This window comes from Actinoplanes sp. NPDC051494, assembly GCF_044454705.1.
In the GTDB taxonomy this organism is placed as follows: domain Bacteria; phylum Actinomycetota; class Actinomycetes; order Mycobacteriales; family Micromonosporaceae; genus Actinoplanes.
On the sequence record NZ_JBITDZ010000004.1, the window covers coordinates 363,590 to 385,051 of the forward strand.

16 protein-coding genes are annotated in these 21,462 nt (G+C 70.2%); 12 read left to right on the forward strand and 4 right to left on the reverse strand.

The genetic code is table 11. The annotated features are described in order from the left end of the window. Positions 1-5 precede the first annotated feature (5 nt). The 3 genes from ACIA6A_RS18360 to ACIA6A_RS18370 all read left to right on the forward strand — a co-directional run bounded on the left by ACIA6A_RS18360 (position 6) and on the right by ACIA6A_RS18370 (position 6,925). Positions 6-1,097 (forward strand): citrate synthase 2, encoded by a 1,092-nt coding sequence (locus ACIA6A_RS18360; protein ID WP_396098868.1) that lies wholly within the window; start codon positions 6-8, stop codon positions 1,095-1,097. A gap of 555 nt (positions 1,098-1,652) precedes the next feature. Then, positions 1,653-6,437, forward strand: a complete 4,785-nt coding sequence (locus tag ACIA6A_RS18365; RefSeq protein WP_396098869.1) for an RHS repeat-associated core domain-containing protein — start codon at positions 1,653-1,655, stop codon at positions 6,435-6,437. 101 nt (positions 6,438-6,538) lie between these two features. Continuing rightward, positions 6,539-6,925, forward strand: coding sequence for a PH domain-containing protein (locus ACIA6A_RS18370; RefSeq protein ID WP_396098870.1), 387 nt, complete (start codon positions 6,539-6,541; stop codon positions 6,923-6,925). A 48-nt stretch (positions 6,926-6,973) separates the two neighbouring features. Here ACIA6A_RS18370 and ACIA6A_RS18375 read toward each other — a convergent pair whose 3' ends face one another. Further along, on the reverse strand, positions 6,974-7,186 hold the full coding sequence (locus tag ACIA6A_RS18375; protein WP_396098871.1) for a hypothetical protein: 213 nt from the start codon (positions 7,184-7,186) through the stop codon (positions 6,974-6,976). 89 nt (positions 7,187-7,275) lie between these two features. Between ACIA6A_RS18375 and ACIA6A_RS18380 the strand changes: the two genes are divergently transcribed. Next, positions 7,276-8,148 carry an arginase family protein gene (locus ACIA6A_RS18380; protein ID WP_396098872.1) on the forward strand — a complete coding sequence of 291 codons (873 nt, stop codon included), beginning with the start codon at positions 7,276-7,278 and terminating at the stop codon, positions 8,146-8,148. On the opposite strand, the gene ACIA6A_RS18385 is transcribed toward ACIA6A_RS18380, so the two are convergent. Continuing rightward, entirely contained in the window at positions 8,114-8,851 is a 738-nt protein-coding gene (locus ACIA6A_RS18385; RefSeq protein WP_396098873.1) for a TetR/AcrR family transcriptional regulator, read from the reverse strand. The genes ACIA6A_RS18380 and ACIA6A_RS18385 overlap by 35 nt on opposite strands. Positions 8,852-8,879: 28 nt before the next feature. Between ACIA6A_RS18385 and ACIA6A_RS18390 the strand changes: the two genes are divergently transcribed. The 6 genes from ACIA6A_RS18390 (at position 8,880) to ACIA6A_RS18415 (ending at position 14,310) form a co-directional block, all read left to right on the forward strand. Next, positions 8,880-9,977, forward strand: a complete 1,098-nt coding sequence (locus tag ACIA6A_RS18390; protein ID WP_396098874.1) for an FAD-dependent oxidoreductase — start codon at positions 8,880-8,882, stop codon at positions 9,975-9,977. A 65-nt stretch (positions 9,978-10,042) separates the two neighbouring features. After that, positions 10,043-10,720, forward strand: coding sequence for a GPP34 family phosphoprotein (locus ACIA6A_RS18395; protein WP_396098875.1), 678 nt, complete (start codon positions 10,043-10,045; stop codon positions 10,718-10,720). A 93-nt stretch (positions 10,721-10,813) separates the two neighbouring features. Continuing rightward, positions 10,814-11,233 carry a YciI family protein gene (locus tag ACIA6A_RS18400; RefSeq protein ID WP_396098876.1) on the forward strand — a complete coding sequence of 140 codons (420 nt, stop codon included), beginning with the start codon at positions 10,814-10,816 and terminating at the stop codon, positions 11,231-11,233. After that, positions 11,233-12,459, forward strand: coding sequence for an RNA polymerase sigma factor (locus ACIA6A_RS18405; protein ID WP_396098877.1), 1,227 nt, complete (start codon positions 11,233-11,235; stop codon positions 12,457-12,459). Before ACIA6A_RS18400 ends, ACIA6A_RS18405 begins: the two co-directional genes overlap by 1 nt. A gap of 67 nt (positions 12,460-12,526) precedes the next feature. After that, on the forward strand, positions 12,527-13,435 hold the full coding sequence (locus ACIA6A_RS18410) for an aldo/keto reductase (RefSeq protein ID WP_396099004.1): 909 nt from the start codon (positions 12,527-12,529) through the stop codon (positions 13,433-13,435). Positions 13,436-13,539: 104 nt separating this feature from the next. Then, the gene (locus tag ACIA6A_RS18415) at positions 13,540-14,310 is read left to right on the forward strand and encodes an SDR family NAD(P)-dependent oxidoreductase (protein WP_396098878.1); all 771 of its coding nucleotides are present in this window, start codon (positions 13,540-13,542) and stop codon (positions 14,308-14,310) included. Between the two features lie 8 nt (positions 14,311-14,318). Here ACIA6A_RS18415 and ACIA6A_RS18420 read toward each other — a convergent pair whose 3' ends face one another. Continuing rightward, on the reverse strand, positions 14,319-15,980 hold the full coding sequence (locus ACIA6A_RS18420) for a hypothetical protein (RefSeq protein WP_396098879.1): 1,662 nt from the start codon (positions 15,978-15,980) through the stop codon (positions 14,319-14,321). A 157-nt stretch (positions 15,981-16,137) separates the two neighbouring features. On the opposite strand from ACIA6A_RS18420, the gene ACIA6A_RS18425 reads away from it, so the two are divergent. Further along, on the forward strand, positions 16,138-16,830 hold the full coding sequence (locus ACIA6A_RS18425; RefSeq protein ID WP_396098880.1) for a TetR/AcrR family transcriptional regulator: 693 nt from the start codon (positions 16,138-16,140) through the stop codon (positions 16,828-16,830). On the opposite strand, the gene ACIA6A_RS18430 is transcribed toward ACIA6A_RS18425, so the two are convergent. Further along, the gene (locus ACIA6A_RS18430; protein ID WP_396098881.1) at positions 16,800-20,150 is read right to left on the reverse strand and encodes a family 16 glycoside hydrolase; all 3,351 of its coding nucleotides are present in this window, start codon (positions 20,148-20,150) and stop codon (positions 16,800-16,802) included. The two genes, ACIA6A_RS18425 and ACIA6A_RS18430, sit on opposite strands and share 31 nt — an antisense overlap. 168 nt (positions 20,151-20,318) lie before the next feature. On the opposite strand from ACIA6A_RS18430, the gene ACIA6A_RS18435 reads away from it, so the two are divergent. Beyond that, the gene (locus ACIA6A_RS18435; protein WP_396098882.1) at positions 20,319-21,413 is read left to right on the forward strand and encodes a cellulose binding domain-containing protein; all 1,095 of its coding nucleotides are present in this window, start codon (positions 20,319-20,321) and stop codon (positions 21,411-21,413) included. Positions 21,414-21,462: the final 49 nt, after the last annotated feature.

A 21,462-nucleotide genomic window follows, 5' to 3' on the forward strand; every position in this document is an offset into this window, starting at 1 on the left:
GAAGGATGCTGACGGGTAGACCTGGCCTCGCCGACGTGGTGGCCTTCGAGACCGAGATCGCCGAACCGGACCGCGACGGTGGCTCCCTGCGCTACCGGGGCATCGACGTGCGGAAGCTGGTCGGCCGGGCGACGTTCGCCGACGTGTGGGGCCTGCTGGTCGACGGTGACTTCCACCGGCCGCTCGCGCCCGCCGAAGCGTTCGCGCTGCCGGTGCGTTCCGGCGACATCCGGGCCGACGTCCAGGCCGCGACCGCGTTGCTGGCCCCGCACTGGGGTCTGCGGCCGCTGATCGACATCGACGAGACACAGGCACGCGCGGATCTGGCCCGTACCTCGGTCATGATGCTGTCGTTCGTGGCCCAGGCCGCCCGCGGCGGTGACCTGCCCGCGGTGCCGCAGCGGCGGGTCGACGAGGGCGGCTCGGTGAGCGAACGCTTCATGATCAGGTGGCAGGGCGAGCCGGATCCCCGCCACGTCGAGGCGATCGACCGTTACTGGGTCTGCGCCGCCGAGCACGGCATGAACGCGTCCACGTTCACCGCCCGGGTCGTCGCCAGCACCGGCACCGACGTCGCCGCTGCCCTGTCCGGCGCGGTCGCCTCCATGTCGGGCCCGCTGCACGGCGGCGCGCCGTCGCGGGCGCTGGGCATGGTCGAGGCGGTGGAACGCGACGGCGACCCCCGCGGATACGTGCGGGAGGTGCTGGACAGCGGCCGCCGGCTGATGGGCTTCGGGCACCCGGTCTACCGCGCGGAGGACCCCCGGGCCCGCATCCTGCGCGCGGCGGCGAAAGAGCTGGGTGCCCCACGGTACGAGGTGGCGCTGGCTCTGGAGAACGCGGCGCTGGCCGAGCTGCGCGACCGCAAACCCGACCGGATCCTCGAGACCAACGTGGAGTTCTGGGCGGCGATCGTCCTCGATTTCGCCGGGGTGCCCGCCGAGCTGTTCACGCCGCTGTTCACGTGTGCGCGGACGGCGGGCTGGAGCGCGCACATCCTCGAGCAGAAGCGCCTGGCAAAGATCATCCGCCCGTCCGCCGACTACCTCGGCCCCACCGACCGCGAGCCGTCGGAGGTGCCCGGCTGGGCCCGGTGACAGCCCGGCGAGATGCGGAAGACCAGGACCGCGAACGCGGAATCTGGACGAACCACCTTTGACACCCGTGGTGGGCTTAGGACGGACCGCGGGCGGGCATGGTGGGGTGACACCGCCGCATCCCGTTCGGCGGACCGGATCGTGGAGGCCTCCATGCGCATCCTGCTCATCCTGCTCATTGTGATCATGGTTGTCGGCGGTCTGTGGCTGGCCCGCAAGGCTTTCACGACCGGCCGGGGTGTCCGCAACAAGTTCGACAATCGCCGCTGACACGACCACTTCTTGTCGCAGGCCGGCCTCCCCGCACGGGGTGGCCGGCCTGCCGCTTTCGCGATCACGCAATTAGTGACGTGGGTCATATAATCTATATTCATCGATGCAAAATTCTCTTGAGCTGCACTTCAATAAGGTCATCTACATAGCTCAGAGTAAAGACGCGATTCCTAAGTCCGCATTTGTGGGGACATGCATTTCGCCGGTAACCAATTGACGGTCCTGCATGGACGTCATTACCGTGCGATTTCCATCACCACTGAGGACTGAGGAGGTCCGTCGATGGATCATGCCCTTTTCCGATCAACGAAACCGGCAATCCGGCGAATAGGGGCGCTCACCGCGCTGGTACTCGTCGCCGCCGCCGTTCCCGGAACGGGCGGCCGGGCCGTCGCGGCACCGGCCGTCCCGCCGGCCGCACCGGGCACCGCCCCGGCCTGCGGCGACCAGCAGAGCGACGAAGTCACCGCGATGGCCGGTGCCCGGGCCTGCGGCAAAGCCGTGGAGAACCTGGCGGGCCGTACCGAGACCACCGAGGTGTTCGCCAATCCGGACGGCACCTGGACCGCCAAGATCTACTCGGGTCCGGTGCGGATGCGTGACGACGCCGGCGAATGGGTGCCGATCGACCTGACCATGCGTGCGGAGGCGGATGGATCGGTCGCTCCGGTGGCCCACCCGGCGGATGTGAAGCTGTCCGGCGCGACCGGCGCCGGTGACCACGAGCTGCTCAGCGCGGCCGTGGGCGACAAGCGGGTCAGTATCGGCTGGGACGGGGCACTGCCCGCTCCGGTGCTGCGGGGCAACAAGGCCACGTACGCCGAGGTGCGCCCCGGCGTCGACCTGGTCGTCGAGGCGACCCGGACCGCGGTGGAGCAGTTCTTCGTCGTGAAGAACGCCGACGCGGCCGCCTCGGTCGCGTCGTTGCAGCTGCCGGTCCGGGCGGCCGGGCTCACCACGAAGGCCGACGGCGGTGGCGGGCTGGTGTTCGCCGACGCGTCCGGCCGGACCGTGGGCACGCTGCCCACGCCGGAGATGTGGGACTCCTCGGTCGACCCGGCCACCGGTGGGCCGAAACGGCAGGTCAAGGTCGCCACGAAGCAGACCGCACGCTCGGGCGGGGTCACCGACCTGGCGCTGCGGCCGGACCGTGGCTTCTTCACCGACCCGGCGACGGTGTACCCGGTGACCGTGGACCCGCAGATCAACCCGCTCGGCGTCAGCTTCGACACCTACGTCAAGGAGACCGAGAACATCGACCGGTCCGGCGCCAACGACCTGGAGCTCGGGTTGACCAGCGGCAACCGGACCCGGTCGTTCATCCACTGGAACACCGGCCCGCTGGTGGGCAAGCAGGTCACGGCCGCGACGTTCAACTTCTACAACTGGTACTCGCAGTCGTGCACGGCGGCGCAGTGGGAGGTCTGGACGACCGACGCGGCCAGTTCCGCCAGCCGGTGGGCCAACCAGCCCGCCTGGCGTACCAAGGAAGTGACCAGCACCGCGACCAAGGGCAACAACTCGTCCTGCAAGGACGGCTGGGTCTCGGTCAGTGGCACGTCGTTCGTGCAGCGGGCGGTGGCCGCGAACAAGTCGGTTGCCCCGATGGGCCTGCGGGCCACCGACGAGACGTCGATCAACAGCATCGGCTTCAAGCAGTTCCGGTCGAGCCAGCCCGCCGAGCCGGAGCAGCAGGGTCAGCAGCCGTACGCGGTGGTCACCTACAACAGCTACCCGAACGCGCTGGACCCGCTGAAGCTGCAGCCCGGTGACGCCGCCGAGACCGAGACCCGGACGCCGACGATGCGGGCCGTGTTCAGCGACCCCGACGGCGGCACCGGCCGGGTGGACTACGAGGTCTACGACCGCACCGGGGCGACCCTGAAGGCGTCCGGTTCCGGGGCGACCGTCAACCAGGGCAGCGAGTCCACCTGGGAGGTGCCGTCGGGGAAGCTCGACGCGAACACCACGTACAAATGGCGGGCCCGCGGTTTCGACGGCAGCCTGGCCGGTCCCTGGTCGGGATGGCGTTTCATGACCACCTCGGACGGCTCGCCGACCGGTGAGCAGGGCCGGTTCTCGTTCCAGGACCAGACGTTGAGCGACCGGCTGCAGCTGCGGGCCAACGTCGCCAACGGCAACCTGCTGCTCAAGGCGACCGACCTGCAGATCCGCGGCACCGGCACCGACCTGCAGGTGGACCGGTACTACAACTCGCGGTCGACGGACGTGTCCACTCTGGGCAAGGGCTGGGAGCTGGGCACCGCCCAGGATGTCAAGCTGGTGTACTCCAAGTCCGACCACGCCACCGCGGACGTCACCTACCACGCCGCCACCGGTTTCACGGCGAAGTTCATTAACTCCGCCTCCGGCGCCTGGCGCACCCCGCCGAGCCTGGACGCGAAGCTGACCCGTGACACCTCGACCGGCGAGTTCCGGCTGAAGTTCGACAAGAGCGAGGGCAGCTACTACTTCGCCGACTCGACCGGCCGGCTGCTGCGCACCAAGGACAAGAACGACAACAAGATCACCTTCGGGTACGACGCGTCGGGCAACGCCACCACGATCACCGACACCCAGGACCGGGTCACCACGCTCGCGTACGCGGACGGGCGGCTGACCTCGATCACCGATCCTTCGGGGCGGCGCGTGCTGTACACGTACAACTCGGCGAAGGACCTGGAGACCGTCACCGACGCGGCCGGCGGGGTCTCCCGCTTCGAGTACAGCGGGGACCGGCTCTCGAAGATCACCACGCCCGGCGGCCGGGCCACGACGCTCGGCTACGAACCCGACACGTCGCGGATGATCGACTACTACGAGCAGCTCAACCCGGGTGCCAGCCCCGCCGAGTCGCGGTGGACGTTCACCTACGCGGCCGGCTCGACGAAGGTCACCGACCCGAACGGAACAGCGTCGTCGGACACCACCGACGGGATCACCACCCACACGTACGAGACCCGCGACCGCGTCACGAAGGTCACCGACGCCCTCGGGCACAAGCGGGACAAGAAGTACAACGCCAACGACAACGTCGAGACGCTGACCGACTCGCTGGCCAACACGACGACGTTCGGCTACGACCCGAACACCAACAACATGACGTCGATCGGCATCGCGACCGGCGCCAAGTCCACCATGGACTACAACAGCACGTCGCACCCGAACGCACCGAGCGGATCCACCGACGCGCAGGGCAACACGCTGGCGTACTCCTACGACTCGGCCGGCAACAAGACCGCGACCGAGAGCTCGCAGTACCCCGGGCAGGAGATCAACGAGTCCGACTACAACGACAACGGCACGGTCAACTGGCGCGAGGACGCCGACGACGTCCGCACGAACTACACGTACGACGCCAAGGGCAACCTCACCAGGATCGACAACCCGTCCCCGCTGGGTGACATCGTGGTGGCGCCCGACGCGCTGTCCCGGATGGCCGAGCGCACCGACGGCAAGGGACAACGGACCCGCTACGAATACGACGCGCTGGACCGGGTCAAGAAGATCACCAACCACGACAACACCACGGTGCTGTACACCTACGACGCGGACGGCAACCTGACGACCGTCGCCGACCCGACCGGCGTCACCGTGCTCACCTACGACGGGTTCGGCCGGCCCACCGGCAAGACCGCTCCCGGCGGCGGCACCACGAGCTACGGCTACGACCGCAACGGCAACCTGACCGGGTTCACCGACGCCGGCGGCACCGTCACCTACGCGTACGACCAGGTGAACCTGCTCAAGTCGGTGCAGGAACCGGGCGCGCCCAAGGCGGTGACGTTCACCTACGACGAGAACAACCGGCGGCGCTTCATGTACCTGCCGACCACGCCGCAGATCACCGTCGAGATGAAGTACGACAAGGCCGGGCGGCAGACGTCCATCACGGCCACCAACGACGCCACGTCGGCGAAGCTGTCGAGCTTCACCTACAACTACACCAACGGCAACGCCGACACCGCGCTGAAGCAGTCGGCGACCGACCTGTCCGGCACCACCAGTTACTCCTACGACAAGCTCAGCCGCCTCACCGGCGCCGACGGGCCGGGCTCGCTCGACCGGGACTACGCCTACGACAGCAACTACCACCGCACCTCCAAGACGGAGAACGGCACCACCACGTCGTACGAGTACAACGACGCCCACCAGCTGACCTCGGCGGGCTCGACGACGTACACCTACGACGGCAACGGCAACACGACCGGTTCGTCCTCCGGCTGGGCGTTCGGCTACAACGCGGCCAACCAGAACACCTCGATCACCAAACCGGGGGGTACGCCGTTGAGCCCGCTGACCTACGGCGGTGTCGCGCAGACCGAGCGGCGCACGGCCGGGACGACCACGTTCGGCACCTCGGCCCTCGGGGTCGCCTGGGCGAAAGCGGGCAGCGGTGCCGCTCCGGCCGTGGGCCCGGACACGGTGGACCCGGCTCCCGGCGCCACCGACCACTACACCCGCGACAACACCGGCGGCCTGATCAGCCTGCGGTCCGGCGGGGCGCGGTACTACTACCTGGTCGACGGCCTGGGTTCCGTGGTCGGCCTGGTGAACAGCACTGCCACCAAGGTCAACTCCTACAGCTACGACGCGTACGGGGTACAGCTGTCGGCCACCCAGCAGATCTCCAACCCCTGGCGCTACGCGTCCGGCTACTACGACGGCTCCACCGGGCTCACGAAGTTCGGTGCCCGTTACTACAACCCTTCCCTGGGACGCTTCACCCAGGTCGATCCCAGCGGGAAGGACATGCCCTACGCCTACACCGCGGACAACCCGGTCAACCACGCGGACCCCACGGGCAACAGCATCGTGGACTGGATCGGCGACGCCATGTGGTACAAGGACCTCGGCACCGCGGCGTCCGCGTTCGCCAACGGTGACACCGCCGGTCTCGAAGCGCTGGCACAGGATCTCTTCGTCGGTCTCATCGTCGAGGTCAGCTGCAACTTCGTACTGGGTCTCGCGGCCCCGGTGACGGCCGGCGCCTCCATGGTCATCGGCCAGGCCGGCTGCATGGCGCTGTCCACCGTCGCCGTGGAAGCGGTCAACAAGAATGGATAGCCCCGAATAGGGGCATCAGCATATCGTCGCCCACCGGCGCGGCAGTCCGCGACTGCCGCGCCGGCCCGCGACCCCGGTTGCGTCATGGAGGAGGAGAAGTCATGTCCGAACAGGACAGGGAAGACATCGCCGCGGCGTCGGCACTCATGGGCTCGTCCATCGGGGCGGGCAAGGAGCTGAAAGACCTGGAGTCCGAGCTCCGCGACGGCGAGCGCGTCCTGGCTCTGGTGGCCGGCCGGCACGGAGCCGGCAACGGGCTGCTCGCGCTGACCGGCACCCGCCTCTTCTTCCTGCACGAGGGACTGGCCCGCAAGGACTTCGTCGACATCCCGCTCGCCGACGTCTCCGCCGTGGAGTGGAAGACCGGCCTCAACCTCGGCTCGCTCACGATCTTCGCCGGCGGCGAGATCGACATCGCGGGCATCGACAAGGACGGCGGCGCCGTCTTCGTCGACCGGCTCAACGCCGTGAAGCCGCAGGCCGGCTGAGCCACATCGCCGCTGGTGGCCGGGCCCGGTGCCCGGTCACCGGCGGGGTCAGGCCCGCCATCCCTTGCGATACAGCGTCCAGCCGGCCCCCACCGAGGTGACCAGCCAGACCAGGACGGCGAGCCACAGGGAGCCGACCCCGAGGTCATTGCTCCGGCCCGCTCCTGAGTAGATGAACACGCTGGGCACCAGCCCGATCAGCGCGCCGACCAGCACGGCAAGGACAGGGCGCCCGGCCCCGGAGTCATCATCGCCCGACATGTCACCGGCATACCCGTCCGGCCCCGCCCGCAATCGGCCGAGCGGGTTCCCGCCTGCCGCGCGTGGCAGCGGGGCGCAGAATGACATCCATGACCACCGCTGCGCGACCGGTACGGCTGATCCAGGTCCCGTACGACTCCGGGCACCGCGCCGCCCGGATGGGTGCCGGGCCCCTGGCGCTGGCCGGGGCGGGTGCCGCTCCGCGGTTGCGCAGGCGCGGGCACGACGTCGAGGAGCGGCTGGTCGAGGCGTCGCCGTCGTGGCGGGCGGAGATCGGGACCGCCTTCGAGCTGCAGCGACTGGTGGCCGGCGAGGCGGCCGGGGCGCGGGGCGCCGGTCAACTGCCGATCCTGCTGTCCGGCAACTGCAACACCACCGTCGGGATGCTCGCCGCGCCCGCGCCGCAAGCCCGGGTGGGGGTGGTGTGGTTCGACGCGCACGGCGATTTCAACACCCCCGGCACCGATGCTTCCGGGTTCCTGGACGGCCACGGCCTCGCGATGGTCACCGGCCGGTGCTGGACGGCGCTCACCGCGAGCGTTCCCGGTTTCCGGCCCGTGCCGGACCACCGCGTCATGCTCGTCGGGGCACGCAGCTTCGACGACGGCGAGCAGGAGGCACTCCGGTCGTCGTCCATCACCCGGCTGACCGTGGCACACGCCCGCGACGCCACCGTCGTGCGGCAGGCCGTGGAAGCCCTCGCCACGCACGTCGACGTGGTGCACCTCCACGTCGACCTCGATGTCCACGACCCGGGCATCGCACCGGCGAACGGTTACGCCGCCCCCGACGGAATGTCGGCCGCTGAGGCGCTGCGGGTCGTCGGGGTGCTCACCGACCGGATCCCGCTCGCCTCGGCGACGCTGGCCTCCTACGATCCCGCGTACGATCCGGACCAGCGCATGGCCGAGGTCGCGCTGGAGCTGCTCACGGAGCTGGCGGCGGCGCGATCGGGTTGGTGATGCCGTCCAGGACGGTGACCAGGTTCTGGCCGAACGTCTCCCCGGCGTCGAGGTGGGCGCCGTCGATGACGAGCCGGGCGACGGTGGGATATCGGCCGGTCGCCAGCATCCGGGTGAGGTAAGGGCCGAGCCCGGTCTGGAACGCGGCCACGTCGGTGCCGGTGGACCGGGCGGTGCGGCGCTCGGTGACCTCTCTTCGGACCGCCCCGACGAGGAACGCGTTGAGAGCGCTCAGCACCCGCTGCAGGTCGTCGACGCCGCGCACGCCGGGGGCCTGGCTCAGCGCGGCCGCGTTCGCCTCGCCCACCGCCAGCGCGTGGGGTCCCAGATGTGGCCGCCCGCCCAGCAGATCGGCGAACCACTCGTGGTCCAGCGCGGCGGCCCGGGTCGCGTGGGCGATGGCCAGCACCGTGTCACGCCAGCCAGCCGGCCGGGCGGCCTCGGCGATGTGGGCGTAGACGTCGTCGACCATCAGGTCGAGCAGCTCGGATCGGTTGAGCACGTAGTCGTAGAGCCGCATCGGGCCCACCCCGAGCTCTTTCGCGATCTTGCGCACCGACAGGCCGTCGAGACCGTGGGTGTCGGCCAGCTCGATCGCGGCGGCGGCGATCTTCGCCCGGGTCAGCACCACCGGCGCGGCGCGTGGTTGCGGCTCGGGCCGTTCCCAAACGGGCGTCGGGTCGCTACCGTACGGTGTATCCACCAGTACATCGTACGGTAAGGGAGCGGGAATGAGAATCGCGATCGCCGGCGGGGGTCTCGGCGGGCTCACGCTGGCCCTGATCCTGCACCGGCACGGCATGACGTCGGTGGTCTACGAGCGCGAGGAGCACCGCACCGCACGGTCGCAGGGCGGCATGCTCGACCTGAACCCGGAGTCCGGTCAGCGGGCGCTGGCCGCGGCGGGTCTCACCGACGTGTTCCGGTCCCGGGCGCGGCCGGAGGGCGAGGAGCACCGCATCCTCGACCCGGCCGGGCAGACCCTCGTGCACCACACCCCGTCACCCGGCTCCTTCGAGGGACGTCCCGAGATCGACCGGAGCGCGCTGCGTGACCTGCTGCTCGACGCGCTGCCCGCCGACACGGTGGTCTGGGGGCACCGGCTGGTCGCCGCGGCCCCCGCAACGGCCGGGGGCTGGGAGCTGACGTTCGACGGTGGCCACCGGGCCGGCTGTGACCTGCTCGTCGGCGCGGACGGCGCCCACTCGGTCGTCCGGGCGCTGCTGACCGATGCCGAGCTGTCCCCGGTGACCACCCTCGTGCAGCTGACCGTCGCCGACGTCGACCGGCGCCACCCGGACCTCGCCGAGCTGGTCGGCCCCGGGAACCTCTGGTGCGTCGGCGTCAATCGGATCCTGTCGGCGCAACGCCTCGGTGACGGGAACCTCCGCGTCGGGATCACGCTGCCCGCCGACGATCGCCGGGTCGACCCGCACCGCCTCACCGACCTGTTCGCCGGCTGGGCACCCCGCCTCACCGCCCTCATCGACGCCGGCGCCGGCACGGCGACGACCCACCGGGCCGAGGCGATGCCGGCCGGCACCCGCTGGGCCGGCCGGCCCGGCGTCACCCTCATCGGCGACGCCGCGCACCTCATGCCGCCGGTCGGCGAGGGCGCCAACCAGGCCATGCTCGACGCCGCGGAACTCGCGGCCCGGCTCGCCGCCGATCCGGAAACGGCGGTCCCGGCGTACGAGGAAGCGATGTTCGCCAGGATCGGCCCGATCGCCGAGATGTCCGCGCGGGTCCAGGCGATGATGCTGTCCCCCACCGCGGCGCAGGACATCGTCCGCTTCTTCACGCCTGACCGGCACGGCGAAACCACCTGACCGGCATGGCGAGAGCCGGGCCGCCCTCGACCGGCTGCGTGACCCGGACGGTTACCGTGGAGCGCATGACGATCTCGCTGGCTGAACAACTGGTGCTGCTCGCCTACCGGGAGGACGGGACCGCCCCGGCGGCGGCCGCGTCGCTCGACTACGGCATCGCCGGCGCGTACCTGGTGGAGCTTGCTCTCGCCGGGGTCGTCGAACGCCGGGACGACGACAAGCTGGTGGTGACCGGGCGCCCGGCCGGCGGCAACGCGCTGGTGGTCGCGGTCGCGAACCGGATCCGGGACGACAAGCCGCGCACCACACGCGACTGGTTGCAGCGGCTCGCGTGGAAGGCCCGCGGGCCCGTGCTGGACGCGCTGGTCGCCGCCGAGATCCTGGAACGGCGCTCCGACAAGGCGCTGCTCATCTTCCCGCGGACCCGGTTCCCGTCCGTCGGGGGCGGCGAGCCCGCGGTGGAGACCGACGCCCGCACGCGGATGCGCGACGCGGTCACCGGGGAATCCGAGCCGGACGCCCGTACGGCTGCGTTGTGTGGATTGGTCGGCACGCTCGGCTGGGAGGGCCTGGTCTTCCCGGACCTGCCCGGCAAAGAGGTCAAGGGCCGTCTGAGGGAACTGGGCGACGGTGACTGGGCCGGCGGCGCGGTGCGCCAGGCGGTCAAGGACATCGAGGCGGGCCTGACCGCCGCCCTCATCGCCGGCACGGTCGTCGCGACGACCACGATCGTGACGAACTGATTTCCTGTCCGGGACCGTGTCGATCCGCGGGCGACTCGTTCGACCAGTGGGGGCGAGGGCCGGGACGCGGCCCCGCCGGACGAGGATAACACGATGCCGAAGTACATGCTGATCATGCGGGGCACCGACGAGACGACGGCGGCCATGATGGCCACGCCGTTCGAGGAGATGCTGGCCACGACCGGCCGGTTCAACGACGAGCTGATCAAGGCCGGCGTGCTGGTCGCGGCCGAAGGACTGGACGACCCGGCGCAGGGCGTGGTGGTCGACCTCGGCGGCGAGACCCCGGTGGTCACCGACGGGCCGTACGGCGATACCAAGGAGCTGTTCGGGGGCTTCTACCTGATCGACGTCGCCTCGCAACCGGAGGCGGTCGAGTGGGCCAAGCGGATCCCGGCGTTCCCCGGCTCCCGGGTCGAGGTCCGCCGGGTGCCCGGGATCGAGGAGTTCCCGCAGGACAACGAGTGGGTCGCCCGGGAACGGGCCTGGCGGGAGAGCACCGGTCAGCGCTGATGGCCACGACCGGCGTCGAGGCGGTCTGGCGGATCGAGTCGGCGCGGATCGTCGCCGCGCTGACCCGGTTCACCGGCGATTTCGGGTTGGCCGAGGATGCCGCCCAGGAAGCGGTGGCCGAGGCGCTGGTGTCCTGGCAGCGCAATGCCCCGGCCGACCCGGCCGGCTGGCTGATGGCCACCGCCCGGCGGCGGGCGATCGACATGATCCGCCGCCGGGCCACCCTGCGGGACCGGTACACGCTGCTGGCGGCCGGCTCACCGGGCGAGGCGACAACCGAGCCGGAGTTCGACCCGGACACCATCGACGACGACGTGCTGGCGCTGATGTTCATCAGCTGTCATCCGGTGCTGTCCCGCGAGGCCCAGGTGGCGCTGACCCTGCGGGTGGTCGCCGGCCTGTCCAGCGAGGAGATCGCCCGCGCGTTCCTGGTGCCGGTGCCGACCGTGCAGGCCCGCATCACCCGGGGAAAAAAGACGATCGCGGCGGCCGGCGTACCGTTCGAGCTGCCGGCCGCCGGCGAGCGCAAGCAGCGGCTCGGCGGCGTGCTCAGCGTCCTCTACGTGATCTTCACCGAGGGGTCGACCGCCACCTCGGGTGACCGCCTGGTGCGCGCCGACGTCGCGGACGAGGCGATCCGGCTGGCCCGCACGCTGGCCGCGCTGCAACCGGACGAGCCGGAGGTGCACGGCCTGCTGGCATTGTGCGAGCTGACCGCGGCGCGTTTCCCAGCCCGCACCGCGCCCGACGGTTCCCCGATCCTGCTCGAGGACCAGGACCGCCGCCGCTGGGACACCGCCGCGATCCGCCGCGGGCTGGCCGCGCTGGCCATAGCATCGGCCCGGGGCCTCGGCCCCTACGGTCTGCAGGCCGCGATCGCCGCCACCCACGCGAGCGCGCCGTCGGTGGCGGCGACCGACTGGGACCGGATCGTGCTGCTCTACGAGGCGCTCGGCCGGGTCGCGCCGTCACCGGTGGTCGTGCTCAACCGGGCCGTAGCGGTGGCCATGGCCTCCGGCCCGGAACAAGCCCTGACCATCGTGGACGAGCTGATCGCGACGGACCGGCTTCCCGGTTCGCATCTGGTGCCCACGGTACGCGGTGAGCTGCTCACCCGCCTCGGCCGGCACCCGGAAGCCCGAGCCGAACTGGAGCTGGCCGCCCGCCTGTGCGCCAACGAACGCGAACGATCGGTCCTGCTCCGCAAAGCGGCTGCGCTAGGTTGACCCGGTGGACAATGTCATCCGGCTGGGCCGGACCGGGCTGAGGGTGAGCCGCATCGGGCTCGGGTGCATGAGCTACGGCGAGGCCACGGCCGGCATGCACCGGTGGACCCTGGACGAGGAGGCCGCCGCGCCCTTCTTCCGGCAGGCGGTCGAGCTGGGGGTGACGTTCTGGGACACCGCGAACGTCTACCAGGGTGGCACCTCGGAGGAGTTCGTCGGCCGGGCGATCACCCGGTTCTCCCGGCGGGAGGACATCGTGCTCGCCACCAAGGTCAGCGGGAAGATGCACGACGGTCCCGGTGGCAGCGGTCTGTCCCGCAAAGCCGTCCTGGAGCAGGCGGATGCCTCCCTGCGGCGGCTGGGCACCGACTACATCGACGTCTACTACCTCCACCGGTTCGACCCGGAGACGCCGGTCGAGGAGACCGTGCAAGCCCTCGACGACCTGGTCCGGGCCGGCAAGGTGCGCTATCTCGGCGCGTCGTCGATGGGGGCATGGCAGTTCGCGAAACTGCAGCACGCCGCGGCGATCAACGGGTGGACGCCGTTCTCGGCGATGCAGGACCAGTACAACGTGCTCAAGCGCGAGGAAGAGCGGGACATGATCCCGATGTGCCTCGATCAGGGCGTCGGGCTGACGCCGTACTCGCCACTGGCCAAGGGCCGGGCCACCCGCCCCTGGGGCCGGCAGACGGCCCGCTCGGCGGCGGACTCCGTGGCCACGGCGTTCGACCGCGATGCCGACGAGCCGGTGGTGGCCGCGATCCAGCGGGTCGCCGAGGCCCGCGGCGTCGCGATGGCCCAGGTGGCGCTGGCCTGGGTGCTGTCCAAACCGGTCGTCTCCTGCCCGATCGTGGGGGCCACCAAGCCACACCACCTGACCGACGCCGTCGCCGCCCTGGAACTCGGCCTCACCGCTGAGGAGATCGCCGAGCTGGAAGCGCCCTACCAGCCGCAGGACAACTACTGGTGGTGAGCACTGTGAGAATGACCGGCGCGTAGCGTTCCGAACGTGGGATTAAGCCATCCTGATCAGGGCATCCGGCTGGCATGACGCCTCCTACAGGAAATCCTTTCGCCGTGGTCACCGGAGCTTCCAGCGGCATCGGCTACGAGTTGGCCCGGCAGCTGGCCGAGCGTGGCTATGACCTGCTGCTCGTCGCGCAGGACGAGGAGATCGAGCAGGCCGCGGTGAACCTGCGGCACGACGGCCGGAACCGGGTGGACGCTCTGCGCGTCGATCTGGCCGGGTACGACGGGGTCGAGACGGCCTGGAAAGCGATCGAGGCGACCGGGCGGGCCGTCGACGTCATCGCGCTCAACGCCGGCCGCGGTATCGGTGGGGAGTTCGTCGGCGGGACGCCGCTGGGTGACGAGCTCGACGTCGTCGCGGTCAACGTGACCTCGACGGTCCACCTGGCCAAGCGGGTGCTGCCCGGCATGGTCGCCCGGGCGGAGGGCCGGGTGCTGTTCACGTCGTCGATCGCCTCGATGATGCCGGGCACGTACCAGGCGGTCTACAACGCCTCGAAGTCGTTCGTCCAGTCGTTCGCCGAGGCGCTGCGGGCCGAGCTCAAGGACACCGGCGTCACGGTCACCGCCCTGATGCCCGGCCCGACCGACACCAACTTCTTCCACCGCGCCGAAATGGACGACACCCGCGTCGGCGCGGGCACCAAGGACGACCCCGCCGTCGTCGCCGAGCAGGGCATCGCGGCGCTGTTCGACGGCAAGGAGAAGGTCGTCGGCGGTTCGTTGAAGACCAAGGTGCAGGCCACCGCGAGCAAGGTGATGCCGGACGCGGCCAAGGCGGAACTACACCGCCGGATGGCCGAGCCCGGCTCTGCCTAGGAAAAGGGTCAGCCGGTCACGGTGCCGAGATCGATGGTCGAGCTGTTGTGGTTGTTCCTGCCCGGGGCACCGCCGCCCGCGGGCGGCACGGTCGGGATGACCGGCGTCGCGCCTTCCAGCCCGTCCGGGATGCTCGGCTCGGTGGGTTGCACCGGGGTGACCGGGTCCAGGTCGGGGTAACCCGCGCTGCCGTCGTCACCGCCGGTGTCGCCGTCACCGGGCTCCGGGACGCCCGGCTCGGGGAAGTCACCGCCGGTCGGTGGGGTGTAGCCGCCCGCACCGGGCTCCGGACCGGTGTTGCCACCGCCGGCGGTCCCGCCGCCACCGCCGGTTCCGGTGCCGGTGGCCGGGACGGGCCAGGTGAACAGTCCGGGCTGACATGATCGGGCCGGCTGGCCCACCCGGATGGCGTCACGTTGGCCGGGCGCCTTGACGTGCAGCTCGGCCGCGAACGTCTGCACGTACAGGGCGGCCAGGAACTGGTTGCCCCGGCGGTTCGGGTGCGCGGTCTCCTGGAAGTGGTTGAACAGGGTGCCGCTGCCGCCCGTCACACTGAACCGGACACCGTTGACGAACGGGTCGGCGGTGCCGAGCTCGTGGCCGCGGAATGATCTCTGGGTATCCAGGCGGTCCACCTGGATGCCGTTGCTCACCAGGATCTCCTGGGCACGTGCGAGCGCTGCCGTCAGTTTCGGGGCCATCTCGGCGAGGACCTTGCGTTCTTCACGGTCGAAGTACGGGTCGTCCTTCGCGATGTCCACCCCCTGCGGATAGCCGACCGCCAGGACCCGGGTCTGGGTCCCGCTGCGCAGGTGCATGTCCCGGACCATCTTGATGTAACGGGCGACCAGCGTCGACGGCGTCGCCGAGGTGACCGCGTCGGCCCATTCCGCCTCGGCGCTGCGGTAGGCGAGCAGGCCGGCCTTGCCGGCGAGCGCCTGGCGCAGCGGGTATTCACCGGAATCGATGACCGCTTTCTCGATGAGGCCACCGAAGCCGAGGTCGTTACCGCCGAAACCGGCGATCACCAGGTCGGTCTGCGCGGTGATACCGGTGCTCTGCGGCGGGTTGACCCGGCCGTTGTCATTCTGCCCGGCCCAGTAGTGCTTGGTCTCGGCACCGGACGAGGCGTTGAACGTCACGTCGAACACCACGTCGGGGTTGACCCGGCGGAGTTCCTCGATGGCCAGCAGCGCGGCCGCGTTGGCGGAGCGGTGCCGGTAGTCGGCCTGGTAGTCGGCGAGCGAGAACCCGGGTGCCGGGATCGGCAGGCCGCCGACCGGGCCCACCGCCGGTGGGGTGAGCACGCCGCGCGCGTTGTAGTAGTCCCCGGCGCCCTCACCCGACATGTACGAGTCACCGGTGATGACGATCCGCACGACCCGTTTGCCGGGTGGCGGCGCGCCCACGCCGGTGCCCAGGGCCGGACCGCCCGGGCCCGGCTGCGGGCAGGCGACCGGTTCGATCTGTTGCGCGAGTTCGTCCAGCGAGCGCGGGGGCTCGGTGGGCGCCTCGGTGATCGGCGTGTCACCCCCGTCCGGGTCGGGTTGGGTCGCGGACGCCGCCGAGGCCGTGCCGGTCACCATGCCCACCACCAGCAGGCCGGCCACCGCGGCCCTTCTCCACCGCTCGTGTCGTCGCGAATCCACCGTCAGCATGCGCGCTCCCATCGGCCCACGATCTGTTGACTGGACGTCCATCCAGTACACCATGGACAGAGCGTAGGAGGGCGATTTCCTTCCGTCAATGCCCCGTCGGCTCCCGCTCGCCGGCGGCAGCGGGGCATGCGGCACCATACGTGCAGGTCGACAGTGTGGAGGACCGGTTGTGGCACCCCGTTCGCCGCGGATGAACCAGCAGCTACGCGAGCAGTCCCGGGAGCGGATCCTCACCGCCGCCCTCGAGGTCTTCGCCGAGCACGGCTACGAGAACGCCACCATCTCGCAGGTCACCGCCCAGGCCGGGGTGTCCCGCGGCCTGATCTCCTACTACTTCCACACCAAGCAGGACCTGCTCGAAGCCATCCTGGAGCAGTGGCTCGACGGGCTGCTCCACCTCTTCGACGACCTCGGCGCCGACAGCTCAGCGGACACCCTGCTCGCCGCCGTGATCGACCGCACCCTGGCCGGCGCCGCCGCCACGCTCGGCACCCAGCGCCTCGTCCTCTGTCTCATGGTCCAGCCCGGCACCCGAGAGGTCTACGCCCGGGTCGAGCACCGGCGCGCCGACGCCATGGCCACCTTCGAGGACCGGCTCCGCGATGTCTTCGCCGTCCGCGGTGCCTCCGACCCCGCCGTCGAGGAGGTGCTGTTGCGCAGCCTGCTCGAAGGTGTCATGTTCAAACTCGCCGTCTACGAGGACACCTACCCGCTGGACGCGATCCGCACCCGGCTCTACGACATCTACCGGCTCGGCACCCCACCACCGCTCCCCCTGCCCGACCACGACTTCAGCGCCGGGCAACGTCTCCGTGCCCCGCGACACGACGGTCAGGCCGGTTCGATCCAGAGGTTGCGGTAGCGGACGTTGGCTCCCGGGTCGCCGTGGTCCTGCAGGCGGATGGGCAGCGGGGCCGGGCCCTCGGCGGCGCCGTTGCCGGTGGGGCCGTCGATGGTCACGTTGTTGTGGACCGTCACGCCGTTCCAGACGACGGTGACGCGGGCGTCCTCGGTCTTGGTGGTGCCGTCGTAACGGGCCGCCCGGAACGTGATGTCGTACGTCTGCCAGGTTTCCGGTGCGGTTCCGGCATTGGCGGTCGGTGCCCGTTTGAGGTACACGGCGGCGCTGTCGTTGTCGGCGGGCACCGATCTCCCGTACGAGTCCAGGATCTGGATCTCGTATCTGTCCTGCAGATAGATGCCGCTGTTGGCGCGGGCCTGGCCGGTCACGTCGGCCGGGAGGTTCGGCAGCCAGAATTCGGCGTGCAGGCGGAAGTCGCCGTACGTCTGCTTGGTGCGCAGGTCGCCGCCGAGCACCTCGGCCGAGCCGCCGGAGACCGGCCACGTCGGGGCGCTGCCGTCGGCGTTCTGGAACGCTTGCAGGTTACCGCCGTTGAACAGGGTGACCCGGCTGGTGCCGTTGTGGGTCCAGCGTTGCTGGGCGACGTCGGCCCACTGCCAGATCTGCACCTGGGCGCCGTCCGTGGTCGCGCCACCGGCGACGTCGAGGACCTTGCCGGACTGCGGGTTGAGCAGCGATCCGTTGGACTGGGCCCGCCACACCTGGGCGGTGCTGCCGTTGCACGTGTAGAGCTGCACCTTCGTACCGTCCGCGGTGCCGGCGTTGTCGATGTCCAGGCACTTGCCGAGCGCCCGGAGCGTGTCGCCGTCGCGGGTCCAGCTCTGCGCTGTGGAGCTGTTGCACGTGTACAGCTGAACTTTGGCCTTGTCGGCGGCGCTGGCGTTGTCGACGTCGAGGCACTTGCCGCCGATGCCGGTGATGGTGCCGGTGCGCGGGGTCGTGGACGCGCCCTCACCGACGGTGATGTTGTCCAGGTTCACGTTCCCCACGTCGCCGGTGTCCACCTTGTAGGCGATCGTGTTGCCGCCGGCCCGCAGTGTCACGGTGTCGGTCCTGGTGGCCCAGGTGTCCCAGGTGCCGGTGTCGGCGAGGCTGATCTGGCGCAGCTTGGTCCCGTTGACGTACAGGCTGACGGTTTTCGCGCCGGCCGACGGGTTGGGGCCGTTGCTGAAGCGCAGCGCCACCGGGTACGAGCCGGCCGACGGCACGTCCACGCTGAACGTGGTGGCCGCGCCCGCCGAGCCGTAGCCCGCGACGAAACCGGTGCCCGTGTAGCCGGTGTGGTCGGTGGCGACTCCCGCGCTGCCGCTGAGCCCGGCGTTCTCGGCCTCGGCCCGGTCGGTGCGCAGGATGGTGCCGTCGGCGAGGCTGTTGAGCGTGTACCAGGCCTCGGTGCTCCACAGCGACGCGCCGGTGGTCGAGGTGAACGGGCGTGGTGAGCGGACGTGCACGACGCGTCCCGGCTTCAGGCCGGTGAACCGCACGGTCACCTTGAGCCGGTCGGCGGAGAGCGTCGCGGACGTCACGGGCAGGGATTCCTCGTCGACCTTCGGGCCGCCGTAGGCCGGGGTCGGGACGTAACGCCACTGCTCGGCGCGGTATCGGGCGGCGAGGTTCGCGGCGGTGGCCTCGGAGACGGGCTGGGTGTACTCGAACTCGAAGCCGCCGGGGACCGTACGCATCGCCTTGATGTCGAAGACGCTGGTGCCGTTGGGGGTCAGCTTCTGCAGACCGTAGGTGAGCTTGCCCTCCTGGCCCCAGTTGCCGCCCGCGCCGAGCCCACCGGTGTACAGCGCCCCGTCGGGACCCTGGCTCAGGCGCAGCACACCCGACTCCAGACCCTGGGTCAGGCGGAACACCGCACCCTGGTACTGACCGTTGACCTTCTCCAGGAAGCCGCGCTGGATGCCGCCGTAGGTGACATCACCGAAGAGCATCTGACCCGCGTACGGCCCGGAGCTGAGCAACAACGGCGTACTGGGCGAGTTCGCGATCTCGTTCTGGGGCAGCCACAGCACGGGCTGCGTGACCGGCTTGGTGTCGTACGGTCCGTCCGGGTTGGTGTAGTGGTTGAAGAACCGGTCCGGTTTGATCTGGACCAGCTTGGACGCGGGCAGGTATCCGCCCTGGTTGTCGGTGACGAAGATGTCGCCCTCGGGTCCCCAGCCGAGGCCGTCGGGGGTGCGCAGGCCGCCGGCGACGTATTCCACCGCACCGGTCGCCCGATTGATCTTCAGGCTGGTGCCGCGGTTCGGTGAGCCCTGCGGCACGGTCGTCGCGCCGCCGAGGTCGATCGAGACCGACAGGTTGAGGTAGAAGTAGCCGTCCTTGTAGAGCAGGCCGAACGCGAACTCGTGGAAGTTGCCGTCGAACGGCCACGTCGCGACGCGGCGGTACTGGTCGATAATGCCGTCGCCGGTGGTGTCGGTGAGCTCGGTGAGTTCGTGTTTCTGGGAAACGTAGATGATGCCGTCGACGATCTTCAGGCCCATCGGCTCGCGCAGCCCGGACGCGATCTTCCGGTACGTGACCTGGCCCGGCGAGGTGGACCCCGTTACGCCACTGAGGACGTACACCTCGCCGGCCACGGTGTCGCTGCCGCCCCAGGTCGCGATCGCCAGGCGCCCGTCGGGGAACCAGTCCATCGCGCTCACCTGCGGCTGGAACCCGGACGGGCGCAGGTTGGTGAGCGTGTACCCGGGGTGCACGGCGTCCAGCGGGAGCCCGTCGCCCGGACTGTCACCCGACGCCTCGCACTCCTTGCGGCCGGGCGCGGTCACCCGGACCACGCCGGCGTCCGTGCTCAGCACCGCGGTGGGGACGACCGCGAACGCGCTCGCGCCCGGCGGCCGCCATTCCAGGGTGAGCTGCTGGCCGCCGTCGCGCTCGAAGTAGTCGATGCGCAGAGCGTGGTAGCCGGTGGTGAGGCTGACGGTGCCCTCCACCGAGGTCGCCCCGTGCGGCCCGTCGTTGGTGATGACGGTCGCGCCGTCGAGGGCCAGACGGGACCCGTCGTCGCTGGTGAGCCGGAACGTGTACGACCCCGCGGTGGCGATGCTGACGTTGCCGGTGACCTCCGACTGGAAGCGGTCCTCGAACCCGAAGTCCGCGGCGGTGCTCCAGTTGATCGCCGGCATGAGCTTGTCGACGTTCGGGGTCTGCGCGGGCTTGAGCACGCAGATCGCGTCGCGCGCCACCTGGAGTTCGTACGTGCGCAGCGTGACACCGGGCTCCTGGGGCGGGACGGCCGCCGCCTCGGCGGGGACCGCGGGGAACAGACCGGCGAGCAGGACCGCGCCCAGGACCATCAGTTTCCGCATGGGGTCATTCGGTCACGAGGCTCACAACTTTGGTAGATCCATCATGGACTTTTGCTCGCGAAAGTGGAAAGTAACCTAACTGGGAAATGTGGTCGAAACATCTTCATTCTTCGATGCCTCGGCGTTACTGTGCTTGGGAGCGCTCCCACCTCCTCCTCTGGAGTCTCCATGAGACGTTTCCTCGCCCTCTGCCTGCTGGCGGTCAGCACCCTCGGCGCGGTGGCCGTGGCCGGCCCGGCCCAGGCGGACACCCGGATCTGCGACCAGTACGGCACCACCACCATCGGCGGCCGCTACACGGTGATGAACAACCGTTGGGGCACCAGCGCCGAACAGTGCATCAACGTCACCGGCTCCGGCTTCAGCATCGCCAGCCAGCAGGGCACCGGCAGCACCAGCGGCGCCCCGGTGTCGTACCCGGCCGTCTACTACGGCTGCCACTACACGAAATGCTCGCCCGGCACCGTGCTGCCGCTGCAGGTCAGCGCGATCAGCAGCGCCACCAGCAGCATCGACTACACGTACGTCAGCGGCGCGACCTACGACGCCGCGTACGACATCTGGCTCGACCCGCAACCCCGCACCGACGGCGTCAACCAGCAGGAGATCATGATCTGGTTCAACCGCCAGGGCTCGATCCAGCCGATCGGCTCGGTGGTCGGCACCGCCACCATCGGCGGCCGCACCTGGCAGGTCTGGCAGGGCAGCAACGGATCGAACGCGGTGATCTCGTACGTGGCCCCGAGCCCCATTACCAGCTGGAGCTTCAGCGTCCTCGACTTCATCACCGACGTCCGCAACCGCGGCGCGATCACGAACTCGTGGTATCTCACCAGCATCCAGGCCGGCTTCGAGCCCTGGATCGGCGGCGCCGGCCTCGCCGTGAACTCGTTCTCCGCGGCGGTGAACGGTGGCGGCGGCAGCACCCCGGTTCCGGAGCCCACCTCCTCGTGCCAGGTCGCGTACAAGACCAACCAGTGGCAGGGCGGCTTCAGCGCCGACGTGACCGTCCGGAACACCGGGACCACACCGGTCAACGGCTGGACGCTCGGCTTCACCCTCCCTTCCGGACAGACGATCACCAGCTCCTGGAACGCGACGCTGAGCGGCTCATCCGCGGCGATCACGGCCCGCAACGTCTCCTACAACGGCGCCATCCCGGCCGGTGGCAGCCAGTCGTTCGGCTTCCAGGGCAACCACAGCGGCAGCTTCACCACCCCCTCGGCCTTCACCCTCAACGGGACCACCTGCACCCGGGCCTGACCCCCACGTTTGGAGTCGCACTCGTGTCCAAATTCCTAGCGGCGGTCAC